Genomic DNA, 24,664 nt, shown 5'->3' with positions numbered 1-24,664 from the left:
CTCTTGCCGCCGGACTGACGCTCGGGCTTGCCGGACTTTCGAAATACCACGCTGCGCTTTTCGCTGTCGGCGCGACGGTCTTTATTCTCGCGACGCCCCACCGCCGTCGCCTCATTAACCCGGCACCCTGGCTGGCGGTAGCGATCGCCGGGCTCGTGGTATCGCCGGTCCTCATTTGGAACCTGCAGCATGATTGGATCTCATTCCTTTTCCAGTCGTCGCGCGGTGTCGGCTCGGGCGGTCCGAATTGGTCCGGGCTCGCTCGCTCGGTGTTCGGGCAGGCTGCCTATCTCGGTCCATGGACATTGATCGCTGCGCTCGCAGCAACGATCTCACTGCTTTGGGCGAGCAGTACCCGCGCAGGCCCGGTCGCATTCCTGGCAGCACTTGGCCTGCCTTCGATCATCCTCTTCACTGCGGTGCCGCTTTGGGGTGGTGATGCCCTGCCGCATTGGCAGATGCCGGGGTGGCTGTTCTTGCTGCCGATACTCGGCCACGCCATCGCCTCACTGGAGGCTCGTCATCACCCACCTCATCAGGCAGCCCAAAGCTTTGCTGTCACAGCGGCCGCAGTCCTTGCGTTCGCGATCTGTGCGGTAACGTTGATCCGATACACGCCACCGTCATCATCCCTCATCGCCCGCCTGGGTCTCAATACGTTTCTGGTGGAATCGTTGACCTGGCGCGGCCTCGCCGACAACCTCGTTGAGCGCGGTCTGTTGCCGACGCCTGTGACAACGCCGCAAGGCCATCCTTTAGTCCTCGCCTTCAGCTGGGTGGAAGCTTCCCGTCTCGCCGAGGCGCTTGGCCCACGGGCGACAGTTCTGGTGTTTGGCGATGACCCTCGCGGTTTCTCCTTCCTAGCAGACCCGGCAGCCTGGATCGGCCGCGATGTATTGTTCATCGGCCGCCCCAATACCTTTGCCCGTGGCCTGAAAACGGCTCGTCCGCATTTCAGCCGCATTGATCGCCAGGCCCCCGTTGTAGTCGAGATCGGCAATCAAATCTTATTTGAAGCGGAAGTCGCAATCGGACGCAACCTCATATCTCGCTATCCACTGCCGTACCCGCGACGTTAGCGGCAATTCCAGAATTCGTTTGCTGCGCAAGATGGATCGCTACGACCGATTACGCTCGAACCGGATCGGTCGCGCTTCGTTTTCCGCAAGTGCGCGTCTGGTCAGTGGCTGAACTACAGCGCTACGGCTTCCGTGGCGCCTTCCCTACCGAATTGTGCACCGCCCCCGGCCTCTTATTCGAGCGGACGAGACGGTCGGAAACGGCCTCTGAGAAAGCCCCAAGCCTCTTTGAAACGGTCGAAGCCACGCATCCAGCCATCCGGAAGCAGGACGGGCTTATACTGATGCGATATCATCTAACACCGGTGTCCCGGGTTAAATCCCCAAATTTGTGCCCAAACTAACGTACATTCAAATGCTGCGTCATCGCCATATTCAGCCCAGCGTGGACGCTTGCCGTATGCGCTTGGAGCCGTAAGGCCTGTGATGCTTTGGTCGTCCTGTAGCGGCTCCTAAAGATATCTTTCCAGGAGGAGGCTTTCCCCATCGTCCACGACCAGCACGAGAGAAGAAATCATCGTCAAATTCACTGATTTTGACATGCCCTTCCCCGGTTCTCCGTCAACACTTGACAATCCGGCGAGAGAACGTGGTCCTCAGCGAGGAACCACGGATGAACGTAACTCACCTCAACCAATCCGAAAAAACAACGTCAAAACCCGCGACTGACGAGACGAATGATTTCCTCTTACAGGCGTTCATACTTCTGGGCTTCGTTTCCATTATTTTTGCGGCAGTTCCGGAAGTGGATCTACTCGTAAGTCAATTTTTTTGGAATGCGGGCGCGGGCTTTGAATTGAACAACAACAGCGCCCTCATCGCATTTCGTGACGTCAATAGGTTTCTGCCTTGGGCCGTGATAGGGATTGCCGCGGTGCTGCTCATTCCAAATCCGTTCTCGAGAAGTTTCAAGCAACCATTTGCGCCGCACAAGTTATTGTTCGTAATAACATTTTTTGCGGCGGGACCGGGGCTGTCTGTTCACCTGATCAAGATGCTCGTTGCAAGAGCACGCCCAAGAGCTCTCCAAGAATTTGGCGGCAACGCGTTCTTCACACCCCCTTGGGAGTTCACTAACCAATGCGCCAGGAATTGTTCATTCATCTCGGGAGAATCGGCAAGTGCCTTTGCCCTGCTCACACTCGTCGTGTTTGTTAAGCCAAAATATTCGATTGTTTATCTCGTAGCGATCGGCGTTCTGGCAGCAGCCTTTTCGTTCACCAGAGTCTTACATGGGGCGCACTTCCTGTCAGATGTAATTATCGCATGGAATGTGATGTTGGTTTTGGCGGTCCTCTTATGGCGAATATTCTCGCGAAACGCACCGCAGATCGACGCTATATTCTCTGCCAAATAACTGAACGCAACGAAGTGGCCAGCTTCCGCGCAGTTGAAGGCCGATCAGCGAAGTGACAGCGCTATGAGAGACGAGACACAGCCACCCCGGTGGCAACGCGCGCGCTTCTTAACGAACTGAGGGGCGCAGTCCGCCCACCGGTTTCGGTCCGCGAGGCGCATACGGATCTTCCCGAGACAAGGCTGCGATGACCATCTTCGAGACATATATTCTGCGACGTGTATTCCAGATGTTCCTGACGGCGCTTTTGCCCGTTCTCGGCATCATCTGGACGACACAGGCGCTTCAGCGGATCAATCTTGTTACCGATACCGGCCAGTCGATGGGCGCCTTCCTGCAGCTGGCGACGCTCATCCTGCCGACAATCATCCCGCTTGTCCTGCCCTTTGCGCTGGTTATCGGTGTTACCCAGACCCTGACGACAATGAACAGCGATTCGGAACTGACCGTCATCGAAGCGGCTGGCGGATCGCGGTCGATCGTCGTCCGGCCGATCATGATGCTGTCCGTTGTGCTTGCCCTATTCTCCTTTGCCGTCGATGACTTTATAGAACCCATCGTACGGCAGGCGGCGCGCCAGATGATCGCAACCGCCCATGCCGACCTGCTGTCCTCTGTCGTCCAGGAAAACACTTTCCGCAAGGTTGCCGACGGGCTCTATGTGCAGGTTGCCTCAAGGCGCAACAATGGCGTGCTGGGCGGAATTTTCGTCGCCGATTCGCGCGATCCAGGTTACGAACTCATCTATTACGCCCGTGAAGGGGCCGTGGACGAAACCAGTTCGGCGCTGGTGATGCGCGACGGCGAAGTTCACCGCAAACTGCCGGACGGCGGCGTTTCGATCATCAAGTTCGATTCCTACGCTTTCGACCTTACGGACCTGACGAAGATGGCTGACGTCGTGACGATCCGCGCCCAGGACCGCAGCCTCGGCTATCTTCTGGCACCTGACGTCACGGAAGAAAATTACAAGAAGAATCCAGGCGCTTATGACGCGGAGCTGCATCGCCGTTTCACCGAGTGGACTTTCCCGATCCTGTTCGGGCTGATCGCGTTGGTGGTCAGTAGCGATGCCCGTTCGCATCGCGAGGCGCGGCTGCATCCGATGGCGCGCGCCCTCATGATCACGTTAGTAGTGCGCTGGGCAACGTTCTACGCCGCCAATAATGCCGAGGATTCGCGCGTCTTCATCCCGTTGATGTACATCATCCCGCTTGCCACAGGCATTATTACCATCCGGCAGCTGGCCGGTAATCGCCGACTGAGCATGCCGGTCAGCTCGAACGCCAAACTGACCGATCTGCTCGACCGCGTGCGCCACCCCTTGCGGCGGAAATCCTCCGGCGGGCGCGGCGCGCCGGATCCTTAAAGGGCAGTAGGTAGGGTGGATTTTCACAGTTGATGTGGTCCGGCTCACATTGTAGCTTCCACCCCGGGTGTTGTCACGTTAAGCGGGCTGGTGGGTTGCTGCCCAACGTGTTGCGCATAAATTTCGGCGATGCAGACACCAGATATTAGTTTCAAGCGTCACCGTTTTGCGCCGCGACTCATTTCTCACGCGGTCTGGCTTTACCTGCGGTTCAACCTGAGCCTGCGTGAAGTTGAGGAAATGCTCCTCGAGCGTGGGATAGACGTTTCATATGAGACGATCCGCCGTTGGATCGCCAAGTTCGGACCCCAGATCGCCCGCAACCTGCGGCGGCGGCAGGCGCGCCGGCGATGTTTGGCATCTGGACGAAGTCGTTGTGAAATGCGCCGCAGAGAAATTCTGGCTCTGGCGCGCAGTCGATCGGCATGGCGCCGTTCTCGAAGAAATATTACAGAAGCGGCGTGGCAGAAGGGCGGCCAAGCGCCTGCTGGTGGCATTGATGAAGCGCTGTGGCTTGTTCCCAAACGGATCATCACTGATAAGCTCCACTCCTACGGCGCGGCAAAGGCGGACGTGGCTCCCGGCCTTAACCATTGGTCGCACAAGGGCCTCAATAATCGGGCCGAGAACAGCCATCTGCCGTTTCGAAAACGAGAACGAACCCTACAGGGTCACCGATCGCCGGGAGCATTACAGCGGTTCGTCTCCATGCATTCCGCTACCCGCAATTGCTTTTCTGTTCCTTCCCGCCGCCGCGCCGCACAAACAATTCGCTACCATCGCCTCGAAGCATTCGAGGCATGGAAAATTGCGGCATGCCTCGCCTAAAATCCGAGAGCGTCAGCCCAATCTCGGCCTGCGCAACTTAATGTGACAACACCGGCGTGCGATTTCATTCCACATTTGCATGGCGACGGTTCTCAATTCCAACTTGCCGCCCGGAACGCCACGACGGCGACTTGTGAAAGGTGATCAGGCCGCTGAAGAAGGTTCAGTCGAAGAAAGCGGCATCCTCTTCGCTGAGATATTTCCCGGCCGCTTCGGCGTCGATATCAAGGCCTAGTCCCGGCGCTTCCAGCAGGTCGACCATGCTGTCCTTCACGATCTGCTTCGGCAGGCCGATGACTAGGTCCTCCCACCAGGGATCGGAGGCGCTCGGATATTCAAATGCGATATAATTTGCAGGCAAGGTGGCGCAGACATTGATCAACGCGCCGAGGCCCAGCAGGCCGTTGGCGGTGCCATGCGGCGCCATCAGGATCGAGTGCATGTAGGCGTGCTCGGCAACCCATTTGAGCTCGGCAATGCCGCCGATATCGGCCGGATCGGGGCCGATGACGCGCACCGCCTGCGTCTCGATCAGTTCCTTGAAATTGTGCCGCAGGTAGATCTGCTCGCCAGTATGGATCGGCGTCGAGGTGGAGGTGGTCAGCTCCCGATAGGCCTGCGGATTGACCCATGGCACATAATCGCCGGTCAGCATGTCCTCGAGCCACATCAGATTGTACTTCTCGACCGCACGCGCGAACTTGATCGCATCGGGCAGCATCCACCCGGGGCCGCAGTCGAGCGCCAGGCTGACTTTGTCGCCCAGCACTTCCTTCATCGCGATGACGCAGTCGAGCATGTGATTGAAACCGCGCTCGCTGATCACGCCCTGATCCATGGCACCGTGATAGCCGGCCTTGTTCTGCGTCACGCCGTAGTGGAAGCCCTCGATGGTGTCCTTCATGTTGGAATGGAACGAAATTCCTTGCTTGATCATGAAGAAGTTCTGCGGCTGCTCCATCATCCATTTGACGTCGGAGGCGTAATCCTCCGGCCGGTCGCCGGTGCGTTGCCGGCGGATCGAGCCGTTATAGACGCGCACCTGGTCGCGCACCTTGCCGCCGAGCAGCTTATAGACGGGCACGCCCGCGGCCTTGCCGGCAATATCCCACAGCGCATGCTCGATGGCGCTGACCGCCGCGCCGTAGGGCTTGAAGGAGCCGCGCTGGCGGATCTTCAGCATCACTCTCTCGACGTCCGTCGGGTCTTCGCCAATCAGCGCCTCGCGGAAGTGCAGCACCCAGGGCTTGTGGTAGGCCTTGGTGAACTCGACTTCACCAAGGCCATAGAGACCCTCGTCCGTGACGATACGGACAATGGGGTGCTTGCCGATGACGGCACAGCGGAGGTCGGTGATTTTCATGGCGTCCTCTATTTCACCGACGAGAAAGCGGTCGGCGCCAGCAATTGATTGATGACATTGGCAATGATCTGGCCATCAGCCTCGGATTCATCGCGGGCCTTTAGCCATGCCGGATCAGTGGTGAATGCCTTCCATTTCACCTCGCGCTCGGCCAGCGATTCCCAGGCCAGGAAATAGGTGAGGCGCTGGCTGTGTTCGCCGACGACCGTGGTGAAGAAACCGGCCTGGCGAATGCCATGCGTGTTCCACAGGGCCAGGGTGTGGTCGTTGAAGCGCTTGAGCAGTGCCGGCAGGCGGCCCGGCAGGCAATCATAGATACGAAGTTCGTAGATCATGGTCGCTCCTGAAGTTTGTTATGTTTTTCCAAGGCGCAGCCAGTCAGCTCCAGGTGCGATCCCAGGAATACTCATCGTTCCACTGATCCGTGGGCTGCCAGATGCCGGCGACGCCCGGCTGCAGATGCTGCGAGATCACCTCGTCGACGACGTCGTCGATCCCCAGGCCCGGCTTGTCCGGAACAGTGATAAAGCCGTCCTTCACGAGCGGCCCGGGGAGGCCGGTGACGATATCGTCCCACCAGTCGACATCGGCAGAGTGATATTCGAGCGCCATGAAGTTTTCGGTCGCGGTCGCGACATGTGCAGCGGCCATTGCGGCGATTGGACTTTCCGCCATGTGGATGGCCATGGCGACACCATGGTCCTGCGCCATGTCGCCGATCTTCTTGGTCTCCAGGATGCCGCCGCTGGTCAGCAGGTCCGGGTGGATGACGGAGACGCCGCGGCTCTTGAGCAGGGGCTCGAAACCCTCCTTGAGGTATATGTCCTCGCCGGTGCAGATCGGCACCGTGGTGGCGTCCTGCAATTGCCTATACTGCTCGGTGAGCTGCCAGGGGATCACATCCTCGAGCCAGGCCGGCACATATTTTTCAATTCGCCTGGCGAGGCGAATGCCGTTCTGCACCGAGATGTGGCCGATGTGGTCGATGGCGAGCGGAATATCCATGCCGATGACCTCGCGAACCTCGGCGATGTATTGCTCCAGGAAGTCGAGGCCCTTGTCCGAGAAGTGGAGGCCGGTGAAGGGGTGCGGAACGTTATGCAGATCGTAGGCGGCGTTGCGGGCGCGCCGCTCTTCCATGGTCTTGAGCGGACCACGGAGGGGGTCCTTGCGGTATCCTTCGAGTGAGCCGGCAGGAGACACGACCGCACCTGGCACGTCCGCGATCTGCATCAGCCCCAGATCCATCTTGAGGAAGGTGAAGCCGCGCTCCATGCGCTCCTTGAGGCGCTTGCCGGTCTCGATGCCGCTCGGCACGGTGGCGTCGGTGTCGCAGTAGACGCGCACCTTCTCCCGAAACCGGCCGCCGAGCATCTGGTAGACGGGAACGCCATAGGCCTTGCCGGCAAGATCCCACAACGCGATTTCGACCGCCGACACGCCGCCGCCTTGCCGGCCGTGCCCACCGAACTGCCTGATCCGGCGAAACAGGCGGTCGATGTCGCAGGGGTTCTCGCCCAGCAACCGGCTCTTCAGCATCAGGGCGTAGGTGGCGCTGGCGCCGTCGCGGACCTCGCCAAGCCCGACGATGCCCTGGTTGGTGTAAATCTTCAGCAGCACCGACTCGAACGGCGCGCCGACGATTTCGGCCACCCGCATGTCGGTGATGCGAAGGTCGGACGGCCTGGAATGCGGGTTCACCCGATTGAGCGCCTCGTCGGCTCCACCTGCGTCTGGCATGATTTATCCTCGTTCTGGTCGGCGGGTCTGTCGCTGCGCATGCCCGGGCGGCATGGAGCTTTGCTAGCCCACCTCTATCTCGTGGTGCTGAAGGTAGTCGCGGTTCATCTCGACGCCGAGACCGGGCTTCGACGTGAGCTTGAGGCTGCCGTTCGAAACATCGAGCGGCCTGTCGATGAGGTGATCGTACTTGCCCAGGTTCCATTCCGACGTTTCGAGCTTGTAGAAATTGGGAACGGTCATCATCACCTGCGCGCCCGCAACCACGTTGATCGGCCCTGCGGCGTCATGCGGCGAGACCGGGATGTAGTAGGCTTCGCAGAGAGCGGAAATCTTCTTGAGTTCGGTAATGCCACCGGTCCAGGTGACGTCGGGCATGATGTAGTCTGCGAGCTTGTTCTCGAGCACCGGCACGAAATCCCACTTGGTGTGGCCGCGCTCCCCCCACGAGATGGCGGCGCTGACCTTCTCACGAACCTGCTTGAGGGCGTTCAGGCTCTCGGGTGGACAGGGCTCCTCGAACCAATCGATCTGGCCGGCTTCCTCGAGGCTCCGGCAGAGGCGAATGGCGGTGGGAACGTCGAAGCGGCCATGGGCATCGATAAGAATGTCGACATCGGGGCCTGCCGTTTCGCGGATCAGAGCTGTGAGCTCGGCGGCTTCGCGCTCGTCCTTGCGGGTCATGCTGCCGTCGAGATAACCATCCCGCTGTTCGCGGGCCTGACCATCGGCGGTGCGGCCCTGTTGCGGAAAAGGATCGAACTTGAGCGCGGTGTGGCCGGACTCGACGATATCCCTGATCTCGCGGATCACAGCTTCCTTGCTGGTGAACTTGGCCTGGTTGGGGTGGGTGTAGAGCGAGATCTCTTCGCGGACCGGTCCGCCGAGCAGCTCATAAATCGGCTTGCCGAGGACTTTGCCCCTTATATCCCAGAGGGCGATGTCGATGGCGCTCACGCATTCGACCGCCGCGCCACGGCTCCCCATATAGGTGAAGCTGCGGAATATCTTGTGCCACAGATACTCGATGCGCGCCGGGTCCTCGCCTGTCACGGCGGCACCGATCTGCCGCAGGATCGTGCAGAGGGCGCGGTTGGCGAGCTTTGTCGTAGTGGTGATCTCCCCCCAGCCGCTCACGCTCTCGTCGGTCGTCACTTCGACGAACAGGAATTCTCCCCAATAAGAAGCATTTGACTTGATTAGCCACGGCCGAACGCTGGTGATTTTCATTTCAAACTGCCTTTGTCTGAATGTGTGGGGTAAAGAAATTCCTGGTCGCGTATTACCCTGCCCGTGCAGCGCTGCGCGCACGCATGTGTTCGAGGACATGCCGGCCGGAGCCCTCGACGTGACGCGCAATCAGTTCGGCTGCCTCGTCCGCATCTCCTGCCTTCACATGCGCGATGAGTTCGCGATGTTCGCTGATAATCGCGGCACGCCGTGCGAGCGTGAAGTTGAAACGACGGCTCACGGCGCGCAGCACTTCTCGATGCTTCCACCACAGCTCCGCGGCATGTCGGTTGTAGTGCCTTTGATACATGACGGTGTGAAAGGCGGTGTCGAGCTCGCTATGCCGGAGCGGGTCGGCGAAATTGTTTTCCTCGATCAAGGCCTGGATACGTTCAAGTTCGGCAATGTCCTCCACGGTGGCCATGCTCACGAACCATCGGGTCAGAGCCGGCTCGATCAGGACGCCGATTTCGTAGATGTCGCGAACGAAATCCTGATCGATGGGCCGGACACGGGCTCCGCGATTGGGAACGAATGTGACGAAGCCCTCCCCGCGCAACAGCTGCAGCGCCTCGCGCACCGGGTTGGTCGACGTGCCATGGCGCCGCGCAAGATCGGTAACCACAAGCCGTTCGTTAGCGGCGAGCCGGCCTTCGATGATGTCGTCCCTGATCAGTTTATAAAGCGAGGCACCCTCGTTGGACGCGCCGATGGCGTCGATCCCTTCGGGTGGTTCTGCCTTGAAATCACTCGTTTCGGACAATCCGTCCTCCAAATCAATACACATGCTGTTCGGATATCACGCAAAGTTCCGGCAAACAATGTACGATTTTACCCAGTTGACATATAATCTGTGATCTGAAAACGTATGAACTGCTCAAAGGGATACATTTATCAAACGGTCCCGCGGCCGGCGAGCAAAGCTGCTCACCTTGACGCAGAGCAAATGGGAGAGGATCTGGAGGAGACCCAATGACGAGGATTTCACTCGGCGCTGCCGTCCTGCGCGGCACTGTCTCTATTGCTTTGATGACATCACTGATGGCGGCGTCGGCGCGAGCCGAGCCACCGGTCGACTTGAGCAAATGGTCGCCAGAATATGTGCGCTCCATTGCCGGCACAAAGGATTTCGACACAGCCGCCGATTGCGGCAAGGTCACCCCGCTCGACTACAAGGGGCGACTGACATTCTGGTACCAGGGCGTGTTCGAGGGCGACCCCGACCTGCTGCGCCAGTATTACAAGGATTTCTTCGAGACTTTCCGCAAGACCTATCCGAACATCCAGCTCGAAGAGCAGGCTCTCACCTATAACGACCTGCTGGACAAGTTCCGCACCGCGCTCCTGGGCAATGCCGGCCCCATGGCGGTCCGCCTGCAAATCCTGGGTGGCACCGAATTCGCCGCGAAGGGCTATCTTCAGCCGCTCAAGCCCGAGGATATCGGATATCCGACCGAGGACTTCTGGCCAGGCGCGATGAAAGCTGTGAACTGGGACGGTGAGATCTATGGCGTTCCCACCAACAACGAGACGATGGCGTTCATCTGGAACGCCGATATCTTCAAGCGCGCGGGCCTCGATCCGGACAAGGCTCCGCAGACCTGGGACGACGTCGTCAAATATTCCAAGCAGATTCACGACAAGCTCGGCATAGCCGGTTACGGCCTTGTGGCGCGCAAGAATGCCGGCAATACGCCCTACCGCTTCATGCCGCAGCTTTGGGCCTATGGTGGCGGCGTCTTCGACGAAGCCACCGCGAACCCGACATACAAGGAGGTGGAGCTCAACAGCCCGCAGAGCAAGGCGGCGCTGCAGGCCTCTTACGACATGTATGTTCGCGACAAGTCGGTCCCGGTTTCGGCGCTGACCAACCAGCAGGCCGATAACCAGCCTCTCTTCCTGGCCGGCCAGCTTGCCATGATGGTCTCGCATCCGTCCGACTACAATGTCATGCTCGATCTGCAGAAGAAGGCGACGGGCACCGACAAGGACAAGGCGCAGACCGTCATCGACAACATGCGCTACGGGCTCATTCCGACCGGCCCGGACGGCAAACGCGCCGTGGTGTTCGGCGGCTCCAACATCCACATCCTGAAGCCCGAATATGTCGAGGGCGGCAAGGTGGACGAGCCGGCGGCAAAGGCTATCGCCTGCATGTGGGCGAGCCCGGAATGGTCGCTGAAAATGGCCTATGCCGGCTCGAATCCGGGCAATCTCAACGGCTTCAAGACCAAGTGGATGAAGGAACGACTTGATAACATCAAGTTCCTCGATGTCACGACGTCGATGCTGCCTTACGGCATCCCCTTCCCTGCCCTGCCCGAGACTCCCGAGATCATGAACATCATCATCCCGGACATGCTACAGAATACCCTGACAGGCGCCATGACCGTCGACCAGGCGGCCGATGACGCGGCCAAGAAGGTCAAGGAACTGACGGGCGGCGGGCTCTAGTCCAGTATGAACGCCATCGGCCGGCTGCGCGCAATCGCAGCCGGTTCATTCCGAAAAACAAGGGCACATCAACGTGACGATCTTGACCGACAAGGCTGAGGTTCGCCGACGACCGCAACCCGTTGGGTCTGGGGTACTGCGAAAGATCTGGGAGCACCGCGCCGACTATGCGTATGTGCTTCCCGCGATCGTCGTTATGCTCATCGTCATTGCATATCCGATCTACTACACGATCGATCTGTCATTCTTCAATACACCGCCCGGCCTGCAGCTCCGGGACAAGATTTTCGTCGGCTTCGACAATTACACCTCCATCCTCACAAGTCCGGTATTCTGGAAGGTCACGTCGAACACCTTGATCTGGACGGTGGGATCCACCTTCATCGCATTCGTGCTGGGGCTCGGTTGCGCTCTTGCACTCCATAATGACTTTGTCGGCCGGGGCCTGCTGCGCGCCATCCTGATCATTCCTTGGGTTATCAGCGCCGTCGCGGCATCCTATATCTGGAAATGGATATACCATTCGGACTTCGGGATCATCGGCGCGGTGCTGGTCGGCTTCGGACTGGCCGACCGACCGCCGAATTTCATCGACAGCGTCAGCACCGTGCTGCCCTCGCTGATCGTCGTCAATATCTGGCGCGAGTTTCCATTTGCGATGATCATGTTGATGGCCGGCTTGCAGACGGTCCCCGACCAGTTGCTGCGTGCGGCGAAAGTTGACGGAGCCAATGCCTGGCAGCGCTTCTGGCACGTTACATTCCCGCACTTAAGAAACGTCTCGACGGTGACGGTCCTGCTGCTGGCTGTCGCCAATTTCAATTCCTTCATCATCCCCTGGATCATGACCGGCGGCGGACCGTCGAACGCGTCGCATATCTGGATCACCCACATTTACGAGCTCGCCTTCGGCCGCCAGCGCTGGGGCGTGGCATCGGCCTATTCGGTGCTGCTGTTCCTGACCCTGATGTCGCTCGGCTACTTCTACGTCCGCGCACTGAGCAGCAACGAGCGGAAGGACGGCAGCGCATGAGCCCGGCTTTCCCAAGGCAGGTCCCCCGCCGTGCGCACATCGACGGATGGCGGTGGAGCGGACGCATCTTCCTCGTGTTCATGCTGCTCTACACTGCATTGCCGATGATCTGGATGCTGCTTACCTCGATCAAGTCCGGCTTCGCGGCCATGCAGTTGCCGCCGCAATGGTGGCCCGACGAGCCCACGCTGGCCAGCTATGAGAAACTGCTCGATCCGCAAAACAGCGTCGGCCAGGACTTCCTGCGCTTCTTCTGGAACAGCATTTTCGTCTCCACTGTCACGACGATCCTTTCGGTCGTGGTGGCGGTCCCCGCGGCCTATGCGTTTTCGCGCTTCACCTTCCCGGGACGGAATTTTCTGTTCTTCGCCGTCCTGCTGCGCAACATGTTTCCGGCGGTGATCTTCCTGGTACCGCTCTTCATCCTGATGCGCGCGATCGGGCTGGTGAACACGCATGGCTCGCTTGTTCTCACCTACCTCACATTCGGCCTGCCGCTGGCGATCTGGCTCCTCAAGGGCTTCTACGACAACATTCCGGTGCAGCTAGAACAGGCGGCGCGCATCGATGGGGCAACGCGTTTCCAGGCCTTTATCCTGATCGTGATGCCGCTCTCGGCGCCCGGAATCATCGCCACCGCGATCTATTCCTTCATCGGCGCATGGAACGAATACATCTATGCCTACACCTTCCTGAGCAAGAACGAGCAGCTCACGCTGCCGGTCGGCATCCAGCGCTTTTTCTCGGAAAACACGACGGACTTTCCGGGCCTGATGGCGGCCAGCTTCCTGATGAGCGTCCCCGTCGTGGTTCTGTTCCTCGTCCTGCAACGATACTTCGTACGCGCCCTTACCGAAGGCGCAGTCAAGCACTAGGGAGTTGCCGGTGGCGCATGTCGTCCTCAAAGATCTGGTCAAGGCCTATGGCAGCTTCAAAGCTGTCAACAATGTTTCGCTGACGATCAATGACGGTGAATTCGTCGCGCTCGTCGGCCCTTCGGGCTGCGGCAAGACAACGACGCTCAATCTTGTCGCGGGGCTGATCCCCATCACGTCGGGCGACATCGCGATCGGCGACCGGGTGGTCAACGACCTCGATCCCAAGGACCGGGACATCGCGATGGTGTTCCAGAACTACGCGCTCTATCCGCAAAAATCGGTCTATAAGAACCTGGCCTTCCCATTGCAGATGCGCAGACTACCAAAGGACGAAATCGACAGGAAGGTCCGGGAAGCAGCGCGCGTGCTCGATATGACGGAACTGCTCGAGCGCAAGCCGCGCGAACTTTCGGGCGGACAGCAGCAGCGCGTGGCACTGGGCCGCGCCCTTGTCCGGGATCCGGCGGTGTTCCTGATGGATGAACCGCTCTCCAATCTCGACGCGAAGCTGCGCGTGCAGATGCGCTCGGAGATCAAGCGCTTCCACCAGGACCTCAAGGCGACGATCATCTATGTGACGCATGACCAGCTCGAAGCCGTGACCATGGCCGACAGGATGGCCGTGATGAACGGCGGCTATCTCCAGCAATATGATTCACCGGCGCAGGTCTTCGCCCATCCGGTGAACATGTTCGTCGCCAGCTTCGTCGGCAGCCCGGCGATGAGCCTTGTGCCCCTGGAGGCGTCGACGGCCGGCGGCAAGACCACGTTGACCAGTGCGGAAGGCTGGCACCTCGAGCTCTCGCCACAGAACGTCCGGAAAGTCGGAAACGCAAGCAGCAGGAAAGTCGTCCTCGGCGCACGTCACTCGACAATCAAGATGCACAAGAATGCAGTGCCGGGAAGCGTTCCTGCCAAGGCCTATACGGTGGAGCCGACCGGAGACGTCACTTTCGTGCAGGCGATCCTGTCCGGCGCCATCGTCAATATCAGCGTATCGCCGAACACCGCCATCGCACCTGACGAGCAGGTCTGGCTCGAGTTCGACCAGGAGCGGATGCATCTGTTCGACGGCGAAACGGAAATGGCCCTCACGGCCGATTGAGACGGAGCATATGCGTATCGAACGAAAGCATGAACGGCCATGACGCTTAAGATCACCGCGATCAAGCCCTATCCGGTATGGGTGGGAATACGCAATCAGATGCTGGTCAAGGTCGAGACGGACAGCGGCATATTCGGCTGGGGCGAGAGCGGCTTGAGCGGCCGCGAGAAGGCGGTGACCGGCGCGGTCGAGCACTATCGCAACTTTCTCATCGGCAAAGACGCGATGCAGATCGGCCGGATCTGGCAGGAGGCCTATCGCAGCCAGTATTTCGAAGGCGGGCGCGTTCTGCAGGCGGCCCTTTCCGCCATCGACATCGCCCTTCACGACATCAAGGGCAAGGCGCTCGGCGTGCCGGTCTACGACCTGCTGGGCGGCAAGCAGCGCGCCCGCATTCCCACCTTCGCCTCGACGGGCGACGAGGCCGAGGGCGATGTCGCCATCGAACGCGCACGCGAACTGCGCGCGCAGGGGTGGCAGGCGATCCGCTTCTTCCCCGTGGGGCAGAGCAGCAGGGACATCTTCGAACCGCGCGAGTCGATCGGCCCTACCGCGAGAATGCTGAACAAGGCGCGCGAGGCGCTGGGCGACGATGTCGTTCTCGGCATAGACTATCACCACAGGCTGTCGGTGGCCGAGGCGGCGAGCTTCTGCAGCAAGCTCGGCCGCGGCGTGCTCGATTTTCTCGAGGAGCCTATCCGGGACGAGACGCCGGAGGCTTACGAATCCCTGCGCAGGATGACCGATATACCCTTCGCCATCGGCGAGGAATTTGCCAGCAAGTGGCAGTTCCTGCCCTATGTCGAGCGGGGCATCCATCAGTTCAACCGGCTGGATGTCTGCAATGTCGGCGGGCTCACCGAGGCGATGAAGGTCGCCGGCTGGAGTGAGGCGCATTACGTGGACCTGATGCCACACAATCCCCTCGGCCCGGTCTGCACGGCCGCAACGATCCATCTCGCCGCCGCGGTGCCGAATTTCGCCTGGCTGGAGACAAGGGCGCCCGAGGCACAGCTGGGTTTCGACAATTCCGACTTCTTCCCCGTGCAGCCGCGCCTCGACGGCGCCGACTATCCCGTCAGCGACCTGCCGGGCCTCGGCGTCGAGGTCAATGAAGAGGCGATCAAGGCGGAGAGCTTTCGTTTCTGGGAAGCGCCTCACCTGAGGCGCCGCGACGGTTCTGTCACGAACTGGTAGTTTCCAATCACCGGAGTCTCAAATGACGCATATACCCGACATCACGCGACCGCCCAAGGACCTGATCGACGCGCTGAAGGACATCGGCGCCGCGACGATTGCCGGCACGCTCGGCCATATGGGCTTCCGCAATCCGCACATGGTGGGCCCCGTGGCGCAGAATCGTGGCAAATCGATCGTCGGCCCGGCGCTGACGCTCCAGTTCATGCCGCAGCGGCCGGATCTCTTCACCGAGGGAGAATATGCCGATCCGGAGACGCAGTTGCATCGCCATGTGCTCTATCATGCGCAGGAGGGCGACGTGGTCGTGGTCGATGCGCGGGGCGACATGAGCTCGGGCGTCTTCGGCGACATGATGTCGACCTATTTCAAAGGCCGGGGCGGCGCCGGCATCGTCATCGACGGCTGCATGCGCGATCGGCCCAATGTCGAGAAGCTGGATCTTCCCCTATGGCTGCGCGGCTGGACGCCCAACTACCATGTGCAGACCAGCATCTATCCCAATGCCGTCAACGTTCCGATCGCCTGCGGCGGCGTCACGGTGATTCCCGGCGACATCATCATCGCCGACGACGACGGGGTGGTGGTGCTTCCGGTCTCGATGGCCGCGAAGGTTATCGACGAGTCGCAGAAGCACCACGATTGGGAGGAGTTCTCCCGAATGAAGCTTATGGGTGGCGGATCGTTGCAACGCTATTATCCGCTGCACGACGATGCGCGCGGCGAGTACGAGGATTGGCAAAAGGCGAACCAACGGCAGGGCGGAGGCTAGCGTATAGGTCGATTGCGCGTTCTGCGCTGATTGTTTCCGAGACCGATGCCATCGGGTTATCTGCTCTCGACGCGCTGGCACAGCTAGGCGATCACCTGTTCCTTCCTCGACGTTTCGAGAACTTGGCAAATCTCGCCCGAGTTCGACAACGCCGAGTGACCTAGTCTCCTCAAAAAGGCCTTGAAGGGAACTGGACCGCCCGTAAATGCTTAACTGCCCTACTTGATGAGGTCAGTTCAAAAACCGACGGGCTTCTTCGTTTAGAGCACGAAATCTCCCTTTACGAGATGAAGGATGCCGGCCAGTTCGATCTGGAAATCAGCACGCCCATCAAGATCGACGTCGCCATATACGATAGTCTTGTCGTTGGCGGTGCCGGTGAAATCGTAGATCCGGTAAATCAGATCGCCCGAGTTGCCCGAGAAACTTCCCGCGCCCTTCCAGACGAAAGCCTGATTGCCCGAGAGGGTCGTGTTCGCATCCATTGCCGAAACATCCAGAATATCCTCGCCATGCACGAAATCGGCGACAATGTCGCGTTTTCCATCGCCGGAAAGCGAATTCAGCGCTCCATTATTGACGAAACCGGAAAACCCCGGAGCAGAATCCTCTGTCGTCACAAACTTGAAAATATCGTGACCCGTACCGCCAAAGAGCGTGTCAATGCCTGTTCCGCCGATCAGCGTATCGTTGCCCGCGCCGCCGTTGATGATGTCATTGCCGCCCTTGCCATCGAGGGTGTCGTTGCCGTTTGTGCCTGTCAACGTGTTGTTGCCGGATGTACCCGATTCCGTTGTTCCGCTGACGGCCTTGACGGAAATCTTGAACGCTTCCGAAGACTCGTAGCTCGATCCGATCGAAGGATCGTCAAGAAGCACCGTCACGTCGAGCGAGGCGTTGGTTTTGTGGTCGAGCGCCGTGGCTGCTTTTAGCCAGAGCGCGCCGTTCTTGATCTCGAACAGCTTGGCATCCGCGCCCTTCAGCGAAAGCGTATTGGTGCCGCCGTCCGCATCGATGATTGCAAGTGTCGCGACTTTGCGTGCCGATGCCATCGAGGCATCTTCAGCGATCGACGTCAGGACCTGCGTCGCATTCAGAACCGGCGCATCGTTGACCGGGGTGACGGTGAAATTGAAGGTCTTGATGACCGGCGCGGACCCGTCCTCGTTGCCATCCTCGACGGAGACCTTGAAGCTCGCTGCCGTCGTTTCCGTTCCGTTGTGCAGGAAGGTGACCTTTCCGGCGGCAAGCTCGGCACCGGTGAAGCTGGTCGCGGCGACGCCATTGACCAGCACCTTGCCAGCCGCCTGGCTGGAGATCTTGAAGTGCACGCCGGAGGCGCTGTCGTCCACATCGGTGAAGTTGAGGTCTGTGGTGGTCAGCTTGTAGCTGCCACCCTCCTTGACGGTGGCCTTCAGATCACCGGTCAGAACCGGCGCATCGTTGACGCCCGTCACTGCGGCGGTCGCGGTGCTGGTTGCACTCTCGGTCGTACCCTGGCCGTCGGTATAGCTGACGACGACACGGACCGTGCCGCCGACATCGCCGTCGCCAAGCGTATAGGTGGTCTGATCGGTCCCGACATTGACATAACCGGAGCCGGTATCCCGCTGCCACTGATAGTGAAGCGTACCGAGACCGTCGCCGTCTGCCAGTGTGCTGGTGTCGGCCGTCAAAATCTGGTTTTCAGTTGCCGTGCCTGTGATCGATACGCCGCCTGTGGGGGCATCGTTGACATTGGTGATGGACGCAGTCGCTGCGCTGGTCGAGGATTCGGAAAACCCTTGACTATCCGTATAGCTGATGACGACGCGGACGATGCCGCCGACATCGCTGTCGCCGAGCGTATAGGTCGCCTGATCGGTCCCGACATTGACATAACCGGAGCCGGTGTCCCGCTGCCACTGATAGTGCAGCGCGCCGAGGCCGTCAGCATCCGCAAGTGTCGACACGGCTGTCAGCATCTGATTTTCGGTTGCCGTGCCGCTGATCGATACGCCGCCCGTATGGGGGTCGTTGACTGCGGCGATTGCGGACGTACCGCCGCTGGTGACGCTGTTGGAAAAACCCTGGCCGTCGGTGTAGCTGACGACGACACGGACCGTGCCACCGACATCGCCGTCGCCAAGCGTATAGGTGGTCTGATCGGTCCCGACATTGACATAACCGGAGCCGGTGTCGCGCTGCCACTGATAGTGAAGCGTACCGAGACCGTCGGCATCGGAAAGGGCGGCGGTGTTGGCTGTCAATACCTGGTTTTCGGTCGCCGTACCGGTGATCGAAACCCCGCCGGCCGGAGCATCGTTGGTCGCGGTGATAACAGCTGTCCCAGAGCTGGTCGCCGATTCCACCGTGCCGCCGGCACCGGTGTAATAGATGACCACACGAACCACGCCACCGATGTCGCCGTCGCCAAGCGTGTAGGTGGTCTGGTCGCTTCCGACATTGACGTAGCCTGAGCCGGTATCGCGCTGCCACTGATAGTGCAGCGTGCCGAGCCCGTCAGCGTCTGCCAGGGTCGAGACCGCGGTCAGCACCTGATCTTCCGCCGCTGTGCCGGTGACGCTGGCGCCGCCGCTATGGATATCGTTGACGGCGGTGATGTTGACCACCACAGAGCCGCCAGCCGTAGCGCTTCCGCCACTGCCCTGTCCATTGCCCGGCGCGCCGTCGTTCAGCGTATAGATGAGCGTGACACTGGAGGGTGGTGCATCGCTGGTGTTGGTATAGGTTATATGCTTGATAACGTCACTGACCAGGGCGGTTGTGGCCGCTGTCCCCGAACTAGTGAAGCTGACCGTCAGCACGCCGCCAGTATTGGTGAAGGTGGCGAATGTCAGTCCACCGAGCTGCAGATTGCTGCCGCTCACCGTGAACAACCCGCCCGAGGCAAAGCCGAAACTGTCCGCAGCATTGGCCGCAGCGCGCTGCACGGTGAAGCTCGCGTCGGCGTAGTTGCCGTTGCCGCTGTTGAGGGCGTCCAGTTCGATGTCGGAGACTGCAACAGAACCCAGAAGGGCCGCCGCTGTCTGTTCCGTGGCGCCGACGGTGGTTGCCGTTGATGGTACGGTTGGCGTGTCGTTGATGGCCGTCACGGAGTGATCGAGAACCACCGTTCCGGAACTATACGCCGTCGTGCCGCCGCTGGTGGTGACGTTGACGATTGTGCCGTTCGTCAGCGCGCCTCCCGAAGAATCGACGAGCTTCACGGTCAAGGACGGCGTTGCGCCGTTAAAGTCGGTGGCCGGCAGGAAGCGCAGCGCCGTGCTGGCGGCAATCGTCACCGCTGACGACGTGGAGGCCGTACCGATGTTCACCCAGGCCGAGCCATTGTAATACTGCCACTGGCCGGTACCGGTGGTTGAGCCGTTGGCGACCACGGCGATGCCGGCGAAGGCGGTCGGGAACGCATCAGCGCTGTCGTCGTATTGGCCGCCGAACAGGCTTGATACCGTGTTGGTCAAGGCCGCGTTGGCTGTGTCTTCGACTGTCGATGTCAGCGTCTCGGTTCCGTCGCCGCCGACGACCGGGGAAGTGTTGACCGCACCCGCGCCCACGGCAATATCGTCGATGAGGAAGTAGAAATCCCTAGTTCCGTTTTGCTGAACGATGCGAAATTCGTCGATGCCCCCCCATGCTGCACCACTAAACGTCACTGTAAGCACGCTGCCATCCGTCGGGAGCGAAAAATCCTGCGTCGCAGTGCCTATCACCGAGCCGTCCCGATAGCCGATCACACGGATGTCAGGATCCATGCTGTCGCTGCCGGCGAAATAAGCCGTGATTGCGAAGCTCTGGAGCGAAAACTCCTCACCGGATGTCCAGGCGAAACTTACCGCATCGCCCCCCAGACCGGGAGCATCGCCGATCACGCTAAGCGCATGGTCCGCCCCTGACGCAATTGGCGGTTCGTTGTTTTCGACGTAGATGTAATCGATCGACGAATTGTTCAGAAAGGAAACCGTCCATCCGCCTCCCTGCCAGATGCTAAGGCTGGCATTACCATCGTCCAGCTCTTCCAGACCGTCAAAATTGATGTTTGTCGGTGCGGCCATTTTCTTTGCTCCAGCAATTTCCGGTTGTTCATTTTCACCGCCACGGAGATCCTGCCGCAGCAAAAGGGTATTGGCGTTGAGGTTTGCCTTTCCGCCGTGACTGTTTCACGGCTGGCCGGCGTTCGCCTACATCCGCCACTTCAGCCCGATGCGGATCGTGTCGAAGGTCACGTCGTTTTCGAAGCGCGGGAAGGCCTCGGTCGGGAAGGTGGCCGCTCCGGTCGCGGTCACGCTGCCGAAATCATAGTGTAAATATTCGAGGCCGAGCGACCATCCGGGCTTGAAGCGCCATTCGACACCGCCGCCAGCCACCCAGCCGGTTTGCGTGCCCCCGCCGGAAATGTCCATAAGCCCGCTCGTTGGAGAACTCGACTGGTCGTAGGCGCGCGCATCGATATTGGCGATCGCCACGCCGCCAGTCGCGTAAAACAAGACATCAGAAGCGGCAGCGCCGACACGCAACCGCGCGCTTGCCGCCCAATCCATGTCGAATTGCGTGTGGGTATCGCCCACGATCGCCGAGGTGCCGGTGGCGCCGAGATCCGTCAATGCAAAATCGACCACGCCGCCGATCACGAAGGCGTGGTTGCCAAGATCGAACTGGCGGTCGCAGCCGGCTTCGACGCCGGCCGTCAGACCGTTGTCTTGAGAGCCGATGGTTTCATAGGCCGGATCGTTCCAGGAGATGCCGAGGCCTGCATAGGGGCCGTCGATAAACGGCATATCGGTCGCTTCGGCATCCGCACCGGCATAGCCCGCATTGGCGCCGACATAACAGCCGGACCATGTGCTCCTTGCGGGCGACGCCAGATCATTGGCCGCCGCCGGCTGAAGGCCAAACACAAGCCCCGCCGCCGCAGCCGCGCAAAAAAATCTGTTCTTCAAAACATGCCCCCCCGAGCCAACCCGCCGCCCCATGCGGGCCTCAAATCGCGCCCCGCAGAGTCGCAGCATAGAGGTCTTTTCGGTAATCGACCATCCCTTCTGAAGGCAAAGATTGCAATGTGATTTCCGATACAATTTCTATGGGCTGAAAATGAACGTTGGTGCACGGATCATTTAGCGATCGTGGTGTAGGCGAGCTGCAATCTCAATAACCGGTTTGCCGCAGCCATGCCATTCAAGCACAATTCTTCCCCCCGCCACCGTATAGGCAAGATGAAGTTCAATGTGGCGAACTGGCAGGAATATGAGGCGGGCCTGCGCCGACGTGGCAGCTTGACGCTGGGCCTGGTGTTCGGTCTACGATTGCGCCAGGCCGAAGGCTTGCTGGGATCTGTGCTGCAATTGATGGGGCTGGCGCTCGCCGGGAAGCTGCGACCTTGCTTCAGGACGAAGGCGACAAGTCCTGATGGAAAAAGGAGAGCGACTGTTTCGCAGCCGCTCCCTCTTCGATCTCCAACTCTCTCTATCCCGGAAGACCCATGGCCGTGGCCAGCGCGGCCATGGGGGATAGTTCCGGCGAGAGCACGTCATAGACGCAGGGCGCTGCGAAGACGGCAAGCGCGAGCATGACAACGATCAAACGTTTCATCGATCACTCCTGGGTATTGGCAACGTGTCAGGCAAGCTTCAGCTCAACCGCGATGTTGCCCCGTGTCGCCTTGGAATAGGGGCAGGTCTGGTGAGCATCGTCGATAAGAGCTCGTGCAAGGTCGGCATCGAGCCCCGGAAGGCTGACATTCAGCCGGGCCTGCAGCAGGTAGGCGCCGTCACTCATTCCGAGGTCGACTTCGGCTTTGACGGCCGTCGTCGCCGGTAGCGCCACCCTATGTTTGCCCGCGGCAATGCCCAGGGCACCGATGAAGCAAGCGGACCAGCCAGCAGCAAAGAGTTGCTCGGGATTTGTGCCGGGCTTACCGCTACCCGGAGGCGAAAGCTTGACGTCAAGCTGCGCATCGTCGCTGCGCGCCGCACCGTCGCGTCCGCCGGTGGTATGGGTCTTGGCAGTGTAGAGAACTTTTTCGATCTTGGTCATGAAACACTCCTTCGTTCGTTCGCATAGAGCGACGTGGTTGACGGACGTGTTTTGCCGCATCGACGTATCCGGCATGTTTTCGAAAAGGTCTAAATTGTATCGCATCGTAGACGCGACGCGTGGGGTCCGTCAGGGTAGCGATATTTCCGCAGCAAGCCCGCCGCCGTCGCGATTGTAGATCCGCACCGTCCCACCGATCGAGACGGCAAGTTGCTGGGCGATCGCCAATCCAAGCCCTGTGCCTCCCGTGTCCCGATTGCGGGACGTCTCGAGACGATAGAAGGGTTGCATGACGGACCCCAGCTTGTCGTCGGGAATGCCTGGTCCATGGTCCATGACTGCAATGACGATATTTCCCTCGCCCCGTCGCTCGACGCTGATCTCGGCAGCACCGGTAAACTTGAGAGCGTTGTCAATGAAATTGGTCAAAATACGCCGCAATGCGTGCGGTTTAGTCAGGGCAGTCCCCTGAACGATGCCGGTTACCGAAACCGCCTTGTCCGTATCCTGATAATCGTAGGCGATGCTGTCGATGAAGGATGCGAGATCGATGCGCGCGTTTTTTTCGCCATTGCCGTGCGAACTGCGCGCATAGGCAATTCCGTCCTGCACCAGGCGCTCGATTTCGCGCAGATCGTTTACCAGCTTGTCCTTTCCGGGACTTTCGTCCGCCATGTCGGCGCGCAGCCGCATGCGCGTGATCGGCGTCTGCAGGTCATGAGAGATTGCCGCGAGAATCTGCACACGTTCTTCCAGGTAATGGGCGATCCGGTCACGCATGGCATTGAAGGCGCGCGCGGCATGGGCGACCTCGCTTGGTCCACTCTCGTCCAGCGGAGAACCTTGTCTGCCGGGATCGAGTGCATCGGCTGCAGCGGCGAGCGCGCCAAGCGGACGAATGGCAAGGCGCACCGCAAACCACGTGCAGAGGATGAGCAGAACCATCTGGGCGGCGAAGACATAGGGCAGCCATTCAGCCAAGGGCATCACGCCGCGCGGTGTGACATCGATTGTCAGCGGCGAACCGTCCGACAGCGTCAGATGCCCCTGCAGCCGCATGTGGTCGCCGGGAATGGCTTCAACGCGGATCGCAAACCTGTTGCCAGCCGCCTGCCCTATCCGGTCAGCAATCTCGGCACCGCGCCCCGACAAATCCGGAACACCGGCAAGCCCTGGCCCCAGAACAAGGCGATAGCTGCCGCGGCTCAGGCGATCAAGCCAATCGGCCCGCTCGTTGGCTGGAAGACGGTCGAGAATTGCGATCGACGTCGCCAGATCGCTTTCCAAAGTCCCAAGCATCACGGCCTTGGCCGACATGTAACGTTCGGCAAAAAGAATGCTGAAGGACAGTCCATAGGCAACCGCCAGTCCGGCCAAAAGGATCAGGAACAATCGCGAACGCAATGACCTGGGCCAGCAGTTGAAACGGGACTTGCCTCTATCAGTCATGTCTTCGGTACCGAAATTTCAACGGGTACGGAGAACACATAGCCTTCGGCCCGCACCGTCTTGATATAGGTCGGCTCGCGCGCATCATCGCCAAGCCGCTGGCGCAGGCGACTGACCAGAAGGTCGATCGAGCGGTCAAACAGTTCGGCATCGCGGCCCTGCGTGAGGTTCAGGATCTGATCGCGATTGAGCACACGTTGCGGATGATCGATGAACACCCGCAACAGCCGGTATTCGGCGCCACTCAAGGCTATTTCCGTTCCCTCCCGGTCAAGAAGATGCCGACCGACGGTGTCAAGCCGCCAATCGCCGAAGGTCAGCAGTTGACCAGCCTCGCTGATCTGCAGGTTGGGCGGCAGCATACGCGTACGCCGCAGCACCGCCTTGATCCGGGCAAGGAGTTCTCGCGCCGCAAACGGCTTTGGCAAATAGTCATCGGCGCCCATTTCGAGCCCGATAATACGGTCCATCTCATCGTCGCGCGCCGTCAGCATGATCACCGGCGTCGCCTTCTGCTTGCCAGCGCGCAGTTCGCGGCACAGCACCAGGCCATCATCGCCCGGCATCATCACGTCGAGCACGATCAGGTCGACCGTACTTGCCTCCAGGAAACTGCGCATCTGCCGGCCGTCGGCAGCAACCGTCGTGCGAAGGCCGTTCTTTTTCAGATAGCTCGACACCAGTTCGCGAATTTCGCGGTCGTCATCGACAATCAAAATGTGATCGACATGGTCCATCTGTGGCCTTTCAAACTTCCGCACTCAGGCGACAATAGTT

General features: G+C 60.0%; 20 protein-coding genes and 2 pseudogenes. 11 read left to right on the top strand and 11 right to left on the bottom strand.

Features of this window, described 5'->3' with window-relative positions; all coding sequences use genetic code 11:
* From VL202_RS06970 to VL202_RS06955, 4 genes and pseudogenes are all read left to right on the top strand, one after another.
* Positions 1–1,079 (top strand): glycosyltransferase family 39 protein (locus VL202_RS06970; protein ID WP_325463408.1); only part of this gene is annotated, 1,079 nt, incomplete at its 5' end.
* A gap of 613 nt (positions 1,080–1,692) precedes the next feature.
* The gene (locus VL202_RS06965; RefSeq protein ID WP_325463407.1) at positions 1,693–2,436 is read left to right on the top strand and encodes a phosphatase PAP2 family protein; all 744 of its coding nucleotides are present in this window, start codon (positions 1,693–1,695) and stop codon (positions 2,434–2,436) included.
* Positions 2,437–2,623: 187 nt separating this feature from the next.
* A complete protein-coding gene (gene lptF / locus VL202_RS06960; protein WP_325463406.1) occupies positions 2,624–3,805 on the top strand; it encodes an LPS export ABC transporter permease LptF in 1,182 nt (393 codons plus the stop codon).
* Between the two features lie 129 nt (positions 3,806–3,934).
* Positions 3,935–4,633 (top strand): annotated as a pseudogene (locus tag VL202_RS06955) (IS6 family transposase).
* A 163-nt stretch (positions 4,634–4,796) separates the two neighbouring features.
* On the opposite strand, the gene VL202_RS06950 reads toward VL202_RS06955, so the two are convergent.
* The 5 genes from VL202_RS06950 to VL202_RS06930 form a co-directional block, all read right to left on the bottom strand.
* The gene (locus tag VL202_RS06950; RefSeq protein WP_325463405.1) at positions 4,797–5,996 is read right to left on the bottom strand and encodes a mandelate racemase/muconate lactonizing enzyme family protein; all 1,200 of its coding nucleotides are present in this window, start codon (positions 5,994–5,996) and stop codon (positions 4,797–4,799) included.
* An 8-nt stretch (positions 5,997–6,004) separates the two neighbouring features.
* Positions 6,005–6,331 carry an NIPSNAP family protein gene (locus tag VL202_RS06945; RefSeq protein ID WP_325463404.1) on the bottom strand — a complete coding sequence of 109 codons (327 nt, stop codon included), beginning with the start codon at positions 6,329–6,331 and terminating at the stop codon, positions 6,005–6,007.
* Between the two features lie 43 nt (positions 6,332–6,374).
* Complete coding sequence (locus VL202_RS06940) at positions 6,375–7,736, bottom strand: mandelate racemase/muconate lactonizing enzyme family protein (RefSeq protein ID WP_325463403.1); 1,362 nt, start codon at positions 7,734–7,736, stop codon at positions 6,375–6,377.
* Positions 7,737–7,799: 63 nt separating this feature from the next.
* Positions 7,800–8,966: a mandelate racemase/muconate lactonizing enzyme family protein gene (locus VL202_RS06935; protein WP_325463402.1), complete on the bottom strand. Its 1,167-nt coding sequence runs from the start codon at positions 8,964–8,966 to the stop codon at positions 7,800–7,802.
* Between the two features lie 52 nt (positions 8,967–9,018).
* On the bottom strand, positions 9,019–9,729 hold the full coding sequence (locus VL202_RS06930; protein ID WP_325463401.1) for a GntR family transcriptional regulator: 711 nt from the start codon (positions 9,727–9,729) through the stop codon (positions 9,019–9,021).
* A gap of 209 nt (positions 9,730–9,938) precedes the next feature.
* Here VL202_RS06930 and VL202_RS06925 point away from each other — a divergent pair, with 209 nt between their 5' ends.
* The 6 genes from VL202_RS06925 to VL202_RS06900 all read left to right on the top strand — a co-directional run bounded on the left by VL202_RS06925 (position 9,939) and on the right by VL202_RS06900 (position 16,405).
* On the top strand, positions 9,939–11,420 hold the full coding sequence (locus VL202_RS06925; RefSeq protein WP_325463400.1) for a sugar ABC transporter substrate-binding protein: 1,482 nt from the start codon (positions 9,939–9,941) through the stop codon (positions 11,418–11,420).
* 73 nt (positions 11,421–11,493) lie between these two features.
* On the top strand, positions 11,494–12,453 hold the full coding sequence (locus tag VL202_RS06920) for a sugar ABC transporter permease (RefSeq protein ID WP_325463399.1): 960 nt from the start codon (positions 11,494–11,496) through the stop codon (positions 12,451–12,453).
* On the top strand, positions 12,450–13,328 hold the full coding sequence (locus VL202_RS06915; RefSeq protein WP_325463398.1) for a carbohydrate ABC transporter permease: 879 nt from the start codon (positions 12,450–12,452) through the stop codon (positions 13,326–13,328). Before VL202_RS06920 ends, VL202_RS06915 begins: the two co-directional genes overlap by 4 nt.
* Positions 13,329–13,338: 10 nt before the next feature.
* The gene (locus VL202_RS06910; RefSeq protein ID WP_325463397.1) at positions 13,339–14,436 is read left to right on the top strand and encodes an ABC transporter ATP-binding protein; all 1,098 of its coding nucleotides are present in this window, start codon (positions 13,339–13,341) and stop codon (positions 14,434–14,436) included.
* Positions 14,437–14,475: 39 nt separating this feature from the next.
* Complete coding sequence (locus VL202_RS06905; protein WP_325463396.1) at positions 14,476–15,633, top strand: mandelate racemase/muconate lactonizing enzyme family protein; 1,158 nt, start codon at positions 14,476–14,478, stop codon at positions 15,631–15,633.
* A gap of 22 nt (positions 15,634–15,655) precedes the next feature.
* On the top strand, positions 15,656–16,405 hold the full coding sequence (locus VL202_RS06900; protein ID WP_325463395.1) for a ribonuclease activity regulator RraA: 750 nt from the start codon (positions 15,656–15,658) through the stop codon (positions 16,403–16,405).
* A 260-nt stretch (positions 16,406–16,665) separates the two neighbouring features.
* Here VL202_RS06900 and VL202_RS06895 read toward each other — a convergent pair whose 3' ends face one another.
* Positions 16,666–20,460, bottom strand: a complete 3,795-nt coding sequence (locus VL202_RS06895; RefSeq protein WP_325463394.1) for a beta strand repeat-containing protein — start codon at positions 20,458–20,460, stop codon at positions 16,666–16,668.
* Positions 20,461–20,586: 126 nt separating this feature from the next.
* Positions 20,587–21,345, bottom strand: coding sequence for an outer membrane protein (locus VL202_RS06890; RefSeq protein ID WP_325463393.1), 759 nt, complete (start codon positions 21,343–21,345; stop codon positions 20,587–20,589).
* A 228-nt stretch (positions 21,346–21,573) separates the two neighbouring features.
* On the opposite strand from VL202_RS06890, the pseudogene VL202_RS06885 reads away from it, so the two are divergent.
* Positions 21,574–21,768: pseudogene (locus VL202_RS06885) on the top strand (IS5/IS1182 family transposase); the annotation flags it as partial.
* Between the two features lie 100 nt (positions 21,769–21,868).
* Here the strand turns inward: VL202_RS06885 and VL202_RS06880 are convergent.
* The 4 genes from VL202_RS06880 to VL202_RS06865 form a co-directional block, all read right to left on the bottom strand.
* Positions 21,869–21,994 (bottom strand): hypothetical protein, encoded by a 126-nt coding sequence (locus tag VL202_RS06880; RefSeq protein ID WP_325463392.1) that lies wholly within the window; start codon positions 21,992–21,994, stop codon positions 21,869–21,871.
* 27 nt (positions 21,995–22,021) lie between these two features.
* Entirely contained in the window at positions 22,022–22,438 is a 417-nt protein-coding gene (locus VL202_RS06875; protein WP_325463391.1) for an organic hydroperoxide resistance protein, read from the bottom strand.
* Between the two features lie 129 nt (positions 22,439–22,567).
* Positions 22,568–23,887, bottom strand: a complete 1,320-nt coding sequence (locus tag VL202_RS06870; protein WP_325463390.1) for a HAMP domain-containing sensor histidine kinase — start codon at positions 23,885–23,887, stop codon at positions 22,568–22,570.
* Positions 23,884–24,624 (bottom strand): response regulator, encoded by a 741-nt coding sequence (locus VL202_RS06865; protein WP_325463389.1) that lies wholly within the window; start codon positions 24,622–24,624, stop codon positions 23,884–23,886. Before VL202_RS06865 ends, VL202_RS06870 begins: the two co-directional genes overlap by 4 nt.
* Positions 24,625–24,664: the final 40 nt, after the last annotated feature.

Source organism: Pararhizobium sp. (genome assembly GCF_035497515.1).
Taxonomy (GTDB): domain Bacteria; phylum Pseudomonadota; class Alphaproteobacteria; order Rhizobiales; family Rhizobiaceae; genus Pararhizobium.
Note: the sequence above shows the minus strand (reverse complement) of the source record. Positions and strands in the feature narration are given on the sequence as shown.

Excerpts from the sequence above, each read along its gene's own strand:
- VL202_RS06965 (WP_325463407.1), top strand. The coding sequence starts at position 1,693 with ATGAACGTAACTCACCTCAACCAATCCGAAAAAACAACGTCAAAACCC.
- lptF (WP_325463406.1), top strand. The coding sequence starts at position 2,624 with ATGACCATCTTCGAGACATATATTCTGCGACGTGTATTCCAGATGTTC.
- VL202_RS06950 (WP_325463405.1), bottom strand. The coding sequence starts at position 5,996 with ATGAAAATCACCGACCTCCGCTGTGCCGTCATCGGCAAGCACCCCATT.
- VL202_RS06945 (WP_325463404.1), bottom strand. The coding sequence starts at position 6,331 with ATGATCTACGAACTTCGTATCTATGATTGCCTGCCGGGCCGCCTGCCG.
- VL202_RS06940 (WP_325463403.1), bottom strand. The coding sequence starts at position 7,736 with ATGCCAGACGCAGGTGGAGCCGACGAGGCGCTCAATCGGGTGAACCCG.
- VL202_RS06935 (WP_325463402.1), bottom strand. The coding sequence starts at position 8,966 with ATGAAAATCACCAGCGTTCGGCCGTGGCTAATCAAGTCAAATGCTTCT.
- VL202_RS06925 (WP_325463400.1), top strand. The coding sequence starts at position 9,939 with ATGACGAGGATTTCACTCGGCGCTGCCGTCCTGCGCGGCACTGTCTCT.
- VL202_RS06915 (WP_325463398.1), top strand. The coding sequence starts at position 12,450 with ATGAGCCCGGCTTTCCCAAGGCAGGTCCCCCGCCGTGCGCACATCGAC.
- VL202_RS06905 (WP_325463396.1), top strand. The coding sequence starts at position 14,476 with ATGACGCTTAAGATCACCGCGATCAAGCCCTATCCGGTATGGGTGGGA.
- VL202_RS06900 (WP_325463395.1), top strand. The coding sequence starts at position 15,656 with ATGACGCATATACCCGACATCACGCGACCGCCCAAGGACCTGATCGAC.
- VL202_RS06895 (WP_325463394.1), bottom strand. The coding sequence starts at position 20,460 with ATGGCCGCACCGACAAACATCAATTTTGACGGTCTGGAAGAGCTGGAC.
- VL202_RS06880 (WP_325463392.1), bottom strand. The coding sequence starts at position 21,994 with ATGAAACGTTTGATCGTTGTCATGCTCGCGCTTGCCGTCTTCGCAGCG.
- VL202_RS06875 (WP_325463391.1), bottom strand. The coding sequence starts at position 22,438 with ATGACCAAGATCGAAAAAGTTCTCTACACTGCCAAGACCCATACCACC.
- VL202_RS06870 (WP_325463390.1), bottom strand. The coding sequence starts at position 23,887 with ATGACTGATAGAGGCAAGTCCCGTTTCAACTGCTGGCCCAGGTCATTG.
- VL202_RS06865 (WP_325463389.1), bottom strand. The coding sequence starts at position 24,624 with ATGGACCATGTCGATCACATTTTGATTGTCGATGACGACCGCGAAATT.